This is a genomic window from Streptomyces viridiviolaceus, assembly GCF_014650995.1.
In the GTDB taxonomy this organism is placed as follows: Bacteria; Actinomycetota; Actinomycetes; order Streptomycetales; family Streptomycetaceae; genus Streptomyces; species Streptomyces viridiviolaceus.
The window spans coordinates 78,922-92,834 of record NZ_BMWA01000025.1 but is presented as its reverse complement, the minus strand read 5'-3'; the positions used below and the strand labels follow the sequence as shown (position 1 = coordinate 92,834).

General features: G+C 74.3%; 11 protein-coding genes and 2 tRNA genes. 3 read left to right on the top strand and 10 right to left on the bottom strand.

What is annotated here, in order from left to right:
• Positions 1 to 28: 28 nt before the first annotated feature.
• Both IE260_RS30935 and IE260_RS30930 read left to right on the top strand, forming a co-directional pair.
• A tRNA-Val gene (locus IE260_RS30935) sits at positions 29 to 100 on the top strand.
• Between the two features lie 47 nt (positions 101 to 147).
• Positions 148 to 219, top strand: a tRNA-Val gene (locus tag IE260_RS30930).
• Positions 220 to 271: 52 nt separating this feature from the next.
• Here IE260_RS30930 and IE260_RS30925 read toward each other — a convergent pair.
• From IE260_RS30925 to IE260_RS30910, 4 genes are all read right to left on the bottom strand, one after another.
• A complete protein-coding gene (locus IE260_RS30925) occupies positions 272 to 544 on the bottom strand; it encodes a TFIIB-type zinc ribbon-containing protein (RefSeq protein ID WP_189877855.1) in 273 nt (90 codons plus the stop codon).
• Positions 545 to 644: 100 nt separating this feature from the next.
• Complete coding sequence (locus IE260_RS30920; RefSeq protein WP_189877853.1) at positions 645 to 1,571, bottom strand: phosphotransferase; 927 nt, start codon at positions 1,569 to 1,571, stop codon at positions 645 to 647.
• Between the two features lie 592 nt (positions 1,572 to 2,163).
• Positions 2,164 to 2,346: a hypothetical protein gene (locus IE260_RS30915; protein WP_189877851.1), complete on the bottom strand. Its 183-nt coding sequence runs from the start codon at positions 2,344 to 2,346 to the stop codon at positions 2,164 to 2,166.
• A 197-nt stretch (positions 2,347 to 2,543) separates the two neighbouring features.
• Positions 2,544 to 2,819 (bottom strand): DUF8836 family protein, encoded by a 276-nt coding sequence (locus IE260_RS30910; protein ID WP_189877849.1) that lies wholly within the window; start codon positions 2,817 to 2,819, stop codon positions 2,544 to 2,546.
• Between the two features lie 196 nt (positions 2,820 to 3,015).
• Here IE260_RS30910 and IE260_RS30905 point away from each other — a divergent pair, with 196 nt between their 5' ends.
• Positions 3,016 to 4,482: a serine/threonine-protein kinase gene (locus IE260_RS30905; protein ID WP_189877964.1), complete on the top strand. Its 1,467-nt coding sequence runs from the start codon at positions 3,016 to 3,018 to the stop codon at positions 4,480 to 4,482.
• 28 nt (positions 4,483 to 4,510) lie between these two features.
• On the opposite strand, the gene IE260_RS30900 is transcribed toward IE260_RS30905, so the two are convergent.
• From IE260_RS30900 to IE260_RS30875, 6 genes are all read right to left on the bottom strand, one after another.
• Positions 4,511 to 5,329, bottom strand: coding sequence for a TrmH family RNA methyltransferase (locus IE260_RS30900; RefSeq protein ID WP_189877847.1), 819 nt, complete (start codon positions 5,327 to 5,329; stop codon positions 4,511 to 4,513).
• 1 nt (position 5,330) lies between these two features.
• Complete coding sequence (cobA, locus tag IE260_RS30895) at positions 5,331 to 6,563, bottom strand: uroporphyrinogen-III C-methyltransferase (protein WP_189877846.1); 1,233 nt, start codon at positions 6,561 to 6,563, stop codon at positions 5,331 to 5,333.
• A gap of 163 nt (positions 6,564 to 6,726) precedes the next feature.
• Positions 6,727 to 10,590, bottom strand: coding sequence for a nicotinate-nucleotide--dimethylbenzimidazole phosphoribosyltransferase (gene cobT / locus IE260_RS30890; protein ID WP_189877844.1), 3,864 nt, complete (start codon positions 10,588 to 10,590; stop codon positions 6,727 to 6,729).
• A gap of 347 nt (positions 10,591 to 10,937) precedes the next feature.
• Positions 10,938 to 12,158, bottom strand: a complete 1,221-nt coding sequence (cbiE, locus tag IE260_RS30885; protein ID WP_189877842.1) for a precorrin-6y C5,15-methyltransferase (decarboxylating) subunit CbiE — start codon at positions 12,156 to 12,158, stop codon at positions 10,938 to 10,940.
• Positions 12,159 to 12,274: 116 nt separating this feature from the next.
• Positions 12,275 to 12,913: a GNAT family N-acetyltransferase gene (locus IE260_RS30880; RefSeq protein ID WP_189877840.1), complete on the bottom strand. Its 639-nt coding sequence runs from the start codon at positions 12,911 to 12,913 to the stop codon at positions 12,275 to 12,277.
• A 129-nt stretch (positions 12,914 to 13,042) separates the two neighbouring features.
• Positions 13,043 to 13,870, bottom strand: a complete 828-nt coding sequence (locus IE260_RS30875; RefSeq protein WP_189877838.1) for a MetQ/NlpA family ABC transporter substrate-binding protein — start codon at positions 13,868 to 13,870, stop codon at positions 13,043 to 13,045.
• Between the last annotated feature and the right edge of the window lie 43 nt (positions 13,871 to 13,913).

Sequence of the window (13,913 nt, the reverse complement as noted above, 5' to 3'; positions counted from 1 at the left end):
GCAAGGACCTTGATCCGCGAGGATCCCCGCGCGATTAGCTCAGCGGGAGAGCGCTTCCCTGACACGGAAGAGGTCACTGGTTCAATCCCAGTATCGCGCACGCAGTGCCCATGATCCGCTCCTAGGAGTGATGGTTCGTGGTCCCGAGGACGATTAGCTCAGCGGGAGAGCGCTTCCCTGACACGGAAGAGGTCACTGGTTCAATCCCAGTATCGTCCACACTGACCGGAGCCCCCGGCCGTCTCGAACGGCCGGGGGCTTCGTCGTCCGCTCAGCTGGAGAACAGCATGTGCCCGAAGCTCTTGTGGCGGTGGTGGCCGTGGTGCCCGTGCGGGGCGCCCCAGGCGGGAGCCGGAGCGGCCGGGTAGGCCTGCGGGGCGGGCGGGGCCGGCGGCGCGGGCTGCGACCACTGGGCCTCCAGACGGGTCAGTGCCTCCAGCTCGCCGTAGTCGAGGAATATCCCCCGGCAGCCGCTGCACTGCTCGATCTGGACGCCATTGCGGTTGTACGTGTGCATCGGTGCGTGGCACTTGGGACACTGCATGGTCGGCTCAACTCCTCGCCGGTCGGTCCTGCTTCGCGTATCGCCAGGACAGACTCTGTCCGGCTGCGGTCGGTTGCACCCTACTTCGCGAAGTTGTGGCTCAACTGCGCGGGAAGGCAAGGGCGACGGACGCCATACGCGCACAGGCGTCGACCAACGACCGCTCCACCTCGTCCAGGGGACGGTCCGCCGCGACCGCCTTGGTGACGGCTCGAGCGGCGGTCTGCGCGGTGAGGGCGCGGGCCGGGACGTCGAGAGCCGGCCAGGGGTCCCCGTCCGGCGGAACGGCCGGGCCGCCCGCCGCGCGGTAGGCGGCCAGGAAGCGCGTCCACTCGTCGGGCGGGAGCAGTCCGCAGGCGTACCAGGCCGCCGGGCGGGCCAGGTCCCAGGCGGGGACCCCGGTGCCGAGGTCGTCGACGTCGATCAGCAGCCACGGGCCTTCGGGGGCGGGGTGGCGCACCAGCTGGCCGAGGTGGAGATCACCGTGGCACAGGGTGGCCGCGTCCGGCATGGCGGCCTCACCGCGGGCCCAGGCGGGCAGGGCGGCCCAGGCGCGCAGTACGGGTGCTGCGCCGGGGTGCTGGGCGGCGCGGGCGCGGAGGGCGGCGATGGCGCGGGCCGCCTTCGCGGGGCCGCGCATCGGGGGCAGGGTCACGGGAGCCGGGGTGCGGTGCAGACGGGCGAGGAGAGCGGCCGCGGCCTCCCAGGGTGCCGCGTCCGGGTCGTCCGGGTCGACGGGGGTGCCGTACGGCCAGCAGGTCACGAGCCGTCCGTGCAGATCGACGGGCGTCGGGCCGAGCGGGGGGACGAGGATGTCGGGGAGGTGGGCGGCGGCGGTGACACGGAGGGCGAGTTCGGTGGGGTCGGTGTCCGGCGCGTGGGCCTTGGCGACGGTGCCGGCGTGCCGGACGACGGTGGCGTCGGCGCGGTCGGCGAGCGTGGCTGCTCCGCAGGGGCAGGCCGGTGTACGGGCGTGGGCGGCGGCCCGGGCTCGGTCTGCCAGGGCGGGGAGGAGGTCCGTGGTCACGGGGGTGAGTATGCCTGTGGCGGTGCGCAGGGGGGGCGGGTCGGGGTGGGTGCGGGTCGGGGTGGGTACGGGCAGCTCTGGTCCGGCGTTCGCTGCGGTGCCCGGCGTCGGTGCGGGCCGGGGTGGTACGGGCACCACCGGTCCGGCGTTCGCCCTGTGCCCGGCGTCAGTGCGGGCCGGGGGTGGGTCACGCGGCCCGGCGCTTGCCGGGTGCCGCCGCGCCCACCCGTGCCGCCCCAGGCGGCACGACTGCCCGCGGTTACGGCGGCGCAGCGCCAGGCGGTGAAGGCGGCGCAGCGCCAAGCGGTTACGGCAGTGCGACCGCCTGGCGGTGAAGGCGGTGCAGCGCCAGGCGGTTACGGCAGTGCGACCGCCTGGCGGTCACGGCGGCGGCGCGGCTGGCCGTGTGGTCACGGCGGCAGGACCGCCCGCGGCGGCGCGGAGCCGTGTGAGCGCGTTGTGGGCACATGCAATGCCGGCGCAGCTCCCCAGCTGCGCCGGCATTTTTGCCGTCCGCCGCACCCCCGTCCCCACGGGGTTTCATGGATGGATGTCCCCGCCCGGACCGCTCTTCCGGGCCTGGGGTCGCCGCTCAGCGCCCCAGCATCACACCCACGGACGACGCCTGTGTGGCCACTGTCTCCCACCCGTCGAAGACGAGGAGGAGCAGGACCGCCAGGGGCAGGGCCATGACCGTCGCCACCAGGGGGTGGCGGCGGCCCTGACGGCGCCGCTCCCGCATGCGGACCAGCGTCCGCGGTGCCGTCTGGGCCATGGTCCCTCTCCTGACCGTTGTGGTTGTCTTTGGCAGCGGCGGGCGTCTGACCTCGGGGGACGAGTGCTGCACCCGCCGCTTGACCTCAAATCTAGGCGTCCGGCGATCGCCGGACGTCATGCCCTCGTACCGATTGCCGGGCCTCCCGGAGGATGAGCCGTCACCCCCGGTGTACTCCCCTGGGTGGAGACCGGGTCCTACGTCTCGGGGTGTTCCCGGAAGGGGCGCCCGCTCTGCCCCGCTTTCTCCGAGCTGTCCTCACGCGGCACCGGTTGCTCGACCAGCGCCAGGACCCGGTTCGCCATGAAACGAGCCGTACGCACCACCGTCCCGTTCCTGGTGACTTCGCTCACTTCCACCACGCCCCGACGGACCGCCGTCTCCACCCGGCGGCCCGCCCTGCTCGCCACCACCTCGTAGGTGCGCGTCGTGTCACCGGCGTCAACGACTATCTCCACACGGTCACCCTTCACGGGCCCAATCCCCCTTCCGCGACGGCTGGTTGCGATCAGGGGCGGACCGAAACCCGCCTGCTCACGCGCTCCCTGACCACCCCTCAATTCTCCCACCGGGCACTGACAATCGATCGGGCCGAGAGGGCGCGGCCTCTGCGCGCGGGCGGCCGTGGAAACGTAAGCTGTGGCACGTCACAGGGACCGGGCAGCGGGGATGAACATGGCGATGATGCGCCTGAGGCGCGAGGACCCGCGCGTCGTCGGCTCGTTCAGGCTTCACAGGCGGCTGGGCGCGGGTGGAATGGGCGTGGTCTACCTGGGCTCCGACAAGAAGGGGCAGCGGGTCGCGCTGAAGGTCATCCGCCCTGACCTGGCCGAGGACCAGGAGTTCCGTTCGCGCTTCGCACGCGAGGTCTCGGCGGCCCGGCGCATCCGGGGCGGGTGCACCGCGCGGCTGGTCGCGGCGGACCTGGAGGCGGACCGGCCGTGGTTCGCCACGCAGTACGTACCCGGGCCCTCCCTGCACGACAAGGTCGTCGACGAGGGCCCGCTCGGCGCGGCCGACGTCGCCGCCGTCGGGGCCGCCCTCTCCGAGGGCCTGGTAGCCGTGCACGAGGCCGGGGTGGTGCACCGCGACCTGAAGCCGTCCAACATCCTGCTGTCCCCGAAGGGGCCGCGGATCATCGACTTCGGCATCGCCTGGGCGACCGGCGCCTCGACGCTCACGCACGTCGGCACCGCGGTCGGCTCCCCCGGATTCCTCGCCCCGGAACAGGTGCGCGGAGCGGCCGTCACACCGGCCACCGACGTGTTCTCGCTCGGTGCCACCCTCGCGTACGCCTCGATGGGCGACTCGCCCTTCGGGCACGGCAGTTCCGAGGTGATGCTCTACCGCGTGGTGCACGAGGAGGCCCAGCTGCACGGCGTCCCGGACGCCCTCGCGCCGCTGGTCCGGGCGTGCCTGGCGAAGGACCCGGACGAGCGGCCCAGCACGCTGCAACTGTCGCTGCGGCTCAAGGAGATCGCCGCCCGGGAGGCCCAGGGATTGGCGGACCTCCGGCCGCCCGCGCCGCGCACCGGGGAGGCGGACCGTCCCACCGGACGGCTCGCCGACACCTATCCGGAGCGCGTGCAGCGGCGTCCGCCCGGACAGCAGGGACGGCAGGGCCGGCCGGGCCCCGCGGGTACCCCCGCGCCACGCGGCACGGCCGGATCGAGAGGCTCGACTCCCGCACGCGGCTCCGCCCCGTCGCGCGGAGGCCCCACCCCCGCGCGCGGGGGCGCTCCTTCACGCGGGGCCTCGCCCTCCCGTGGCGGTGCCCCCCGCGCCGGTACGGGGTCCCGGTCGGGGTCACGCCCCACCCCCGCCCCCCGCGGCGCCGGACGCAGCGGCACCCGCTCCGGCAACGGCGGCCGGCCCGCGCCGCGCGGTGGCGGCCGGCCCGCTTCCAGGCCGACCGGGACCGGGCGGCGGCCCGCCAATCCGCGCCTGCTGCGGCAGCGGTTGTTCGTGTTCGTCGTCGTGACACTGCTGGTCGCGCTCGGCATCGCCGCGGCGCAGGGCTGTCAGGGACCGTCGCGGGGGCTCGGCGACGACCGCGGGAACGTACGGGCGCAGCAGGAGCAGGTGCACGTACAGGTACGGGACGGCGCCCCGGACCGGCAGGCGTTCGGGCTCTGAGCCCTGAAGGCCCGGACCGGCCGCCCGTCTACACCTCGGGGCGCCCCGTGACGACCGCGTAGAACGCGACGGCCGCCGCCGCACCCACGTTGAGCGAGTCGACGCCGTGGGACATGGGGATGCGGACCCACTCGTCGGCGGCCGCCAGGGCCCGCCGGGACAGGCCGTCGCCCTCGGCACCGAGCATGAGGGCCACCCGGTCCATGCGGTGCGGGGCGGCCTCGTCGAGGGCCTTGGCCCGCTCGTCGGGGGTGAGGGCGAGGAGCGTGAACCCTGCCTCGCGGACCGCTTCCAGGCCCCCCGGCCAGGTGTCCGGGCGGGCGTACGGCACGGAGAAGACCGCGCCCATCGAGACCTTGACGCTGCGCCGGTACAGGGGGTCGGCGCAGTCCGGGGAGAGCAGGACTGCGTCCATGCCGAGGGCGGCGGCGGAGCGGAAGATCGCGCCGATGTTGGTGTGGTCGTTGACCGACTCCATGACGGCCACACGCCGGGCGGTCCGCAGCAGGTCGGCCGCCGTGGGCAGGGGCTTGCGCTGCATGGAGGCGAGGGCGCCGCGGTGCACGTGGTAGCCCGTGACCTGTTCGGCGAGTGCCGGGTCCACCACATAGACCGGGGCGGGGGCCTCGTCGATGACGTCGCGCATCGTGTCGACCCACTTGGCCGACAGCAGCATCGAGCGCATCGCGTAGCCCGCTTCGCCGGCCCGCCGGATGACCTTCTCGCCCTCGGCGATGAACAGGCCCTCGGCGGGTTCGCGCCTGCGGCGCAGTTCGACGTCGGTCAGGCCGGTGTAGTCGTGCAGGCGCGGGTCGTCGGGGTCCTCGACCGTGATGAGTTCGCCCACGTCACACCGCCCCGTCCGGGCCCACGGTCACGACCTCGCCGACCACGATCACCGCGGGCGGCTTGACCTCCTGCGCGACGACCGTGTCGGCCACCGTCGCGAGGGTGGCGTCGACGCGGCGCTGGGCGGCCGTCGTGCCCTCCTGGACGAGGGCGACCGGGGTGTCGGGGGACTTGCCGTGCGCGACGAGGGTCTCCGCGATCCTGCCGATCTTGTCGACGCCCATGAGGATCACGAGCGTGCCGGTCAGCTTGGCGAGGGACGGCCAGTCGACCAGGGAGCGCTCGTCGTCGGGGGCGACATGGCCGCTGACCACGGTGAACTCGTGGGCGACGCCCCGGTGGGTGACCGGGATGCCGGCCGCGCCCGGGACGGAGATGGAACTGGAGATGCCGGGGACCACGGTGCACGGGATGCCGGCCTCGGCCAGGGCCTGCGCCTCCTCCATGCCCCGCCCGAAGACGAAGGGGTCGCCGCCCTTGAGACGTACGACCGACTTGCCCGCCTTGGCGTGCTCGATGAGGGCGTTGTTGATGGCCTCCTGGGCCATGAACCGGCCGTACGGGATCTTCGCCGCGTCGATCACCTCGACGTGCGGCGGCAGTTCGGCGAGCAGGTCGCGCGGGCCCAGCCGGTCGGCGATGACGACGTCGGCCTCGGCGAGCAGGCGCCGGCCTCGTACGGTGATCAGGTCGGGGTCGCCGGGGCCGCCGCCGACCAGCGCGACGCCGGCGGTGCGGGTGCGGTGGTGCGGGGCGACGAGGGTGCCGTCGCGCAGGCCCTCCACGACCGCGTCGCGGATGGCGGCGGTGTGCCGGGGGTCGCGGCCACGGGCGTTCGTGGTGAGGACGGCGACGGTCACGCCCTCGCTGTGGCCGGTCGCCGGGGTCCAGGCGGTGGCCGCGTCGGCGTCGTCGGAGCGGACGCACCACACGCGGTGGCGTTCGGCCTCCGCGGAGGCCGCCGCGTTGGTCTCGGGGTCGCTGGTGGCGATCAGGGCGTACCAGGCGTCGGCGAGGTCGCCTTCGGCGTAGGTGCGCCGCTCCCAGGTGATCTCGCCGGTGTCCGCCATCGCCTCGACCGAGGCGGTCGCCTCGGGTGACACGAGGAGGATGTCGGCGCCGGCCGCGATGAGGGCGGGCAGGCGGCGCTGGGCGACCTGTCCGCCGCCGAGGACGACCACGCGACGGCCGGTGAGGCGGAGACCTACGGGGTAGGCGGGGTGTTCGGCCATGAGGGTGGGCTCCTCGTCCTGGCGGGGCGGTGGGCGCTGCGGCTCTGGAGCAGCCCTGACGTGCGGGTTCAGAAGATGTGGGGATTTTACGGGAGGTGCGTTCAGCGTACGGCGGGGCGGGGCGGCCGCGACGGATCGCCGGCCGCCCCTTCCCGTGCCCGGGCTACTTCTCGGTGACGCCCGCCGAGTCGAACGTCGCCACCTCGTGCATCGCCCGCGCCGTGCTCTGCACCATCGGCAGGGCCAGCAGCGCGCCGGTGCCCTCGCCGAGGCGGAGGTCGAGGTCGACCAGGGGGCGCAGGCCGAGCTTGTTGAGCGCGGCGACGTGGCCGGGTTCGGCGCTGCGGTGACCGGCGACGCAGGCCGCCAGGACCTCGGGCGCGATCGCGCGGGCCACCAGGGCGGCGGCACCGGCGCTGACGCCGTCCAGGATCACCGGCGTCCGCAGGGAGGCGCCGCCGAGCAGCAGGCCGACCATGGCCGCGTGCTCGAAGCCACCGATCGCGGCGAGGACGCCGATGGGGTCGGCCGGGTCCGGCTGGTGGAGTTCGAGGGCACGGCGGACGACCTCGGTCTTGCGGGCCAGCGTCTCGTCGTTGATGCCGGTGCCGCGGCCGGTGACCTCGGCGGGGTCGGCGCCGGTGAAGACGGAGATCAGGGCGGCGGACGCGGTGGTGTTCGCGATGCCCATCTCGCCGGTGAGCAGCGCCTTGTTGCCGGCGGCGACCAGGTCGCGGGCGGTCTCGATGCCGACCTCGATGGCCTGCTTGGCCTCCTCGCGGCTCATCGCGGGGCCGGTGGTCATGTCGGACGTGCCCGCGCGGACCTTGCGGGGCAGCAGGCCGGGGGTGGCGGGCAGGTCGGCGGCGACGCCGACGTCGACGACGCAGACCTCGGCGCCGACCTGGGTGGCGAAGGCGTTGCAGACCGCTCCCCCGCCCAGGAAGTTGGCCACCATCTGGGCGGTGACCTCCTGCGGCCAGGGGGTGACGCCCTGGGCGTGCACGCCGTGGTCGCCGGCGAAGATCGCGACGGCGGCGGGCTCCGGGATCGGCGGCGGGCACTGCCGGGACAGGCCGGACAGCTGGGCGGAGATGATCTCCAGCATGCCGAGCGCGCCGGCCGGCTTGGTCATGCGCTTCTGCCGCTCCCAGGCCTCGCCGAGCGCCTTGGCGTCCAGCGGGCGGATCTGCGCGACGGTCTCGGCGAGCAGGTCGTGCGGGTCCTCGCCCGGCAGCGCGCGGCGGCCGTACGTCTCCTCGTGCACGACCCAGGACAGCGGGCGGCGCTTGGACCAGCCGGCCTGCATCAGCTCGGGCTCGTCCGGGAACTCGTCGACGTAGCCCACGCACAGGTAGGCGACGACTTCGAGGTGCTCGGGCAGGCCGAGGGCGCGCACCATCTCACGCTCGTCGAAGAAGCTGACCCAGCCGACGCCGAGGCCCTCGGCGCGGGCGGCGAGCCAGAGGTTCTCGACCGCGAGCGCGGAGGAGTACGGGGCCATCTGCGGCTGGGTGTGGCGGCCCAGGGTGTGGCGGCCGCCGCGGGTCGGGTCGGCGGTGACGACGATGTTGACCGGGGTGTCGAGGATGGCCTCGATCTTCAGTTCCTTGAACTGCTTGGCCCGGCCCTTGGGAAGGGACTTCGCATAGGCGTCGCGCTGACGCATCGCCAGTTCGTGCATGGCTCGGCGGGTGTCGGCGGAGCGGATGACGACGAAGTCCCAGGGCTGCGAGTGGCCGACGGAGGGCGCGGTGTGGGCGGCCTCCAGGACGCGCAGCAGCACCTCGTGCGGGATGGGGTCGCTGCGGAAGCCGTTGCGGATGTCCCGGCGTTCGCGCATGACCTTCAGGACGGCCTCGCGTTCGGCGTCGTCGTAGGCGGGTGCCGCCGGGCCGGTGGACTGTCGGGGTTCTGCCACTGCGGCCGTGCTCACGTCGTGCGGGTCTTCCTGGTCTTCGTGGTCGTGCTGGTCGGCGCCCTGGGTGTCCAGGTCGTCCGCGCTCTGTACGAGTTCGGGTGCGGGCTCGGTGCCCGGTTCGCCGTACCCGGCCTCGCGGGGGGCGGGGACGGAGGCGGCGGCTTCCGGGACCCCGGGGCCCTCGGCGGGCAGGACGATGGGCTGCGGCGGGGTCGGGGCGAGGTGCGGGGTGGTCGGCACCTGGCCCTCGACGGGGACGAACTGGCCCATGGGCTGGTCCGGGTGGGCTTCTTGGCCGCCGGGGGCGTCCACGGGGGCGCCGGGCTGTATCGGCACGACGGCGTCATCGGCCGCGACGGCATCCGCAGGCACGGTGGGCTCCGTGCGGACGACGGCATCGGCAGGCACGCCGGGCTCGGCGGCGACCGCTGCGTCCCCGGAAGCGCCCGGCTGCTGGGCCAGGACGTGTTCGGCAGGCGCGGTGGGCCCCACGGGCACGCCGGCCTCCGCGGGCACGACGGGTTCCGTGGCCTCGGAGGGCTCCGGGGCGGCGGGCTCCGCGGCCGGCTGCTGCACGGCGGCCGAGGGCTGCGGTGCCTGCGCCGGCGCCTCCGTACCGGCCGGGTCTGCGCCCGCGTCCGGGGACCCGGGCGCGACCGGCGGCACGTCCGCCTCCTGCGGCGCGCCGGGGCCCGCGACGGCGGCCGGGTCGGCCGCGGCGGGTGCCGGCGCGTCCGCCAACGACTGGGGGCCCTGGGCGGGCTGCTGGGCCTCGGTAACGGACTGCGGCTCCGTGACCACGTGCGCGTCCGGCACCGGCGGCGCGGTCTCTTCCTGTGCGGGCGGCTCGACGGCCTGTCCGGCGACGCCGTGGGGCGGCGTCGCGGGAACCGCGGGCGACGGCACGGGGGCGCCGGCCTCGGGGCCGGGCGTCCCGGGTACCGCAACGTCCTGGGGGGCGGGCGCCTCGGGGAGCCGGTGCTCCTGCTGCGGGGCGGGGACCTCGACGGGCTGGGCGGGCTCGGGCACGGACGCCTGCGCCGACTCGTCCGTACGGGTGTCCTCCGGGACGGACGGCTCGGCGACCTCCTGGGACTCCTGGACGGGCTCGGGCGCGGCCTCGGTGACCTGCTCGGGTTCCGGTGCCACCGGCTCGGGCGTCGGTACGTCCGTCTCCGCGGGCACGCCCTCGGCAGGCGCGGCCTCGGCGTCCGGCGCCGGCGTGGCGGCGGAGACCCGGCCGGCCTCGTCCTGCGGTGCCTGCACCGCCTCGGGGGCGGCGCCCGGAACGGGACCGCCGGCGGCCACGGCCTCGCCGCCCTGCGGGACCGCGTCGGCACCGGGTGCGGCGAACCCGGCGGACCGCGCGCCCGGGTCGGTGCCGGGTTCTCCCTCGTCCACGGCCGGGATCCCGGCCCCGTCGGTCCCACCGGACCCGGCGGCCTCCGCGGGCGTCCCTCCCGTCGCGGCGACGGCCTCGGCCGCGACGCGGGTCACGAGGGCCTGGGCCGCGCCCGCCGGCTCGGGAATCCGCTCCGGCGTCGGGACAACCGTTTCGGCAGGCGCCGCCCCGGCGCTCACCGGCGCCTGCGCCACCGCCTGCGCACCCCAGGGCGCCGCCCCCTGCGGGGGCATCTCGGCCACGTGGGGGACGTCGAGGTACTCGGGACCGGTGGTCGGCGGACCGGCGTGCCGTGCGGGCGCGTCGGCGGGCCCGCGGTCGGCGAGGGAGCGGACCGGGCTAGCGGAGGTGTCGGGGACCGGCGGGCCGAGGTGCAGCGGCCGGCGCGGCGGGGCCTGCGCGGACGGGGGTTCCGCGCCGGGGCCCGGCAGGCGGACGCCGCTGAGGTCGACCGAGCCGCTGTCGCGGCCGGACATCTCGTGCGGGCCCGGCTCGTGCACGGTCTCGACGACCGGCTCGGGCGCGGGCGGCGCGACCTCGTTGCCCCAGGCGCTCTGGGCGCCCGGCAGCAGCAACAGGTCCTCGTCCTCGGCGGTGGTCTCGGAGAGGTAGGTGTACGCGCCGGGCGCGGGGACGCCCGGTTGCTCCACCATGCCTGCGTTCTCCGGCAGCCCCTCGCCCGGGATCTGGCCGGTGTCGGTCATGCGTAACCCCTCGCCCATCGGTTAGTGCTTCTACGACCAGCTCGCCCGGGACGGCGCACCGACCGCCCCGTAGGAAGAACGAGCGTGCGTGCCCAGCGGCACGAACGACCCGCCGGAAAAGACGACAAAGCCATTGAGTGGCATTGTCGCGGTCGTTCACCCGTCACGACAGCTTGATCCCGCGACGGCCCGCTGTGGACTGCGCCACGTTGCGCGTCCTCCGGTTCTGCCGTACCACACCCGGCCCGGAAGGGGCGGGTTTTTACGGACATTGACCGACGCTGCGCCGGGTGTCCGAGTGCGGTACAACAATCCGCCAGCCTACCCCGGGCAGTACGACAAGCCGATCACGGGGCGCGGTCCGGAAGCACCCCGCTGAGCAGGAACGCGACACTCCGTTCCGTCTCCGTCCAGCTTCGGGTGTCGAGTCCGACGGACTGCAGCAGGGCGCACTCGACCCGGTAGCCGTGTTCCGTCAGGTCCCGGCCGACGAGTTCGGCCGCGTCGCGGGTGGCCGCGTGGGCGACGATGCGCTGCGGGCGGCGGTCGGCGACCGCGGAGACCACGGCCGCTCCCCCGCCGCCGACCCGGACGACGTCCGGTTCGGGGAGGTTCTCCAGGACGTGCGGGGCGGTGCCGTGGACGATCTGGAGCTGGACGCCGAAGTGGCGTGCGGTGGCCTCGGTGCGGGCGCAGGCGTCCGGGTCCCGGTCCACGGCGATGACGGCGGCGCCGCCGCGGGCGGCCTCGGTGGCGAAGACGCCGCTGCCGCAGCCGATGTCCCACACGAGGTCGCCGAGGCGTGGCCCGAGCCGGGCGAGCTGGGCCGTGCGGAGCAGTTCGGTCTCCCCTTCGCCGAGTTCGCCGCCGTGGGCCTCGGCGGGCAGCGACCAGCCACGCGGTCCGGCGGCGGGGTCGCGCCCGGCGATCCAGCCGCCGCCGTCGGCCGCGGCGCCCGGGCCGGCGGTGCCGCCGACGACGATGACGACGTTCGGGTCGCGCCAGGTGTGGTCGGCGGCCTTCTCGGAGGTGACGACGGTGACCTGTTCGCGGGCGGTGCCGAGTTCCTCGCAGATGACGAAGGTGCGGTGGATGCCCTCCATCAGCAGCCCGAGTTCGGCGGGGCCGGCACCCGGTGAGGTGAGGACCGCGACTTTGGTGTGGGCCCGGCATACGTTCACCGCGCGTCGCAGGGTGCGGGGGTGGGCGACGACCACATGGGCGTCGTCCCAGGGCATCCCTGCCCGGGCGAAGGCGGCGGCGACGGAGGAGACGGCGGGCACGACTTCCACCTCCAGGCCGAACTCGGGCGCGCGCAGGGTGCGTACGACGCCGAAGAAGCCGGGGTCGCCGTCGGCGAGCACGACCGCCGTGCCGCGGTGGGCGGCGATGCGGCGGGCGGCGAGGGAGACGCTGCCGAGGCGGATGCGTTCGGCTGCGGGCGGCACCTCGGGGAGCGCCAGGTGGTGGGCGGCGCCGGCCACCAGCGTGGCGGCGCCCAGGGCTGCGCGTGCCGCGGCGGTCAGCGGCGAACCGTCCCAGCCGATCACCGTGACCCGGTCGGCCATCGTCGTCAGTCTCCAGGTTTCGTGCAGGTCGTCGTCGGGGGGCTGCCGCGTGGGCGGGCTCCGTGAGGGTACCCCGGTGCGGGCGCGGGGCGCGGCGGGTGTCGTCGCCCCCCGGATCAGTTCCAGTCGGTGAACCCGGCGAAACCACCGGTGTCGGTCATGTGCTCCGCGGCGCCTTCGAGGTCCTCCGGGAGCAGGCTCCACACGATGAAGTCGGTGCGGACGTCGGTCCAGGTGCCGTCGTCGGTCCGCATGTGCGCTATACAGGCGTTGCGCAGGACGCCCTCGCTGATGCAGCCGATCTTCTGGGCGACCTGCTGGGAGGCGGTGTTGTCGGCCGCCGTGCGCAGCTCGATGCGTTCGAACTTCTGGTCGCCGAAGAGCCATTGGGCGGTGGCGAGCGCCGCCTCGGAGGCGTATCCCTCGCCGCGCGCCCAGGGGGCGACGATGTACGACAGCTCGGTGGAGCGCACGTGCCAGTTGGTCTTCGTGAGCCGGATGACGCCGACCAGGCGCTGGGTGAGGAACTCGGTGACGGCGAGGTCCAGTCCGCGGCCGGCCGCGCGTTCGGCGGGCGCGTCCTCGGTGACCCAGGCGCGGGCGCCCTGCTCGGTGAACGGCTGGGGGACGTCGGTCCAGGCGGCGACCTGCTCGTCGTTCATCATCGCGGCGAGGGCGGATACGTCGTCCTCGTCGAGGGGACGCAGCACCAACCGCTCCGTGCTGATGGAGATGTTGGGGAAGGTGCTCGTCATGCGCCGCTCCGTAGCCTTCGAAAACGTCAGGGCCTGCTGAACTGCCCAGCATGCAGCATGAAAGCACTCAACCGCACCACGGGGTCCACTCCCATGCGGAGCGGACCCCGTGGCGGGCGGGAGACCGGATCAGAAGGAGGGGATCACGGACCCGGAGTACTTGTCCTCGATGAACTTCTTCACCTCGGGGGAGGTCAGGAGCTTCGCGAGCTTCTGCACGCGCGGGTCGTCCTCCTGGCCCTCCTTGACGACGAGGAGGTTGACGTTCGGGTTGTTCTCGGCGGACTCCAGGACGATGGCGTCCTCGGACGGCTTCAGGTCCGCCTCGAGGGCGTAGTTGCCGTTGATGACCGCCGCGTCGACGTCGTTCAGGGAGCGTGCGGTCTGGGCCGCCTCCAGCTCCTTGAACTTGAGGTTCTTCGGGTTCTTGGTGATGTCGGCGGTGGTGGCCGCGGTACCGACGCCGTCCTTGAGGGTGATGAGCCCGTTGGCGGCGAGGAGCTGCAGGGCGCGGGCCTCGGTGACGCTGTCGTTGGGGACGGCGATGGTCGCACCGTTCTTCAGGTCACCGGCCTTGTCGGCCTTGTTCGAGTACAGGCCGAGCGGCTCCAGGTGCACCGAGGCGACGGACTTCAGGTGGGTGCCGTTCTTCTTGTTGAAGTCCTCGAGGTACGGCTCGGTCTGGAAGTAGTTGGCGCCCACCGAACCGTCCTCGGTCGCCGTGTTCGGCGTGACGTAGTCGGTGAACTCCTTGACCTGCAGGTCCAGGCCCTCCTTCTTCGCCAGGTTGTCCTTCACGTAGGTGAGGATCTCGGCGTGCGGGACGGGCGTCGCGGCGACGACCAGCGGACCGGAGGTGTCGGAGGCGGCGTCCTTGTCCGAGCCGCAGGCGCTGAGCCCGAGGGTGAGGGCTCCGGCGGCGAGGACGGCGGTGGTGATCTTGGCGGTGTTACGCACGAAAAGTGCCTTTCCTGATGGTGGTGCGACCCCTTGATCAAGG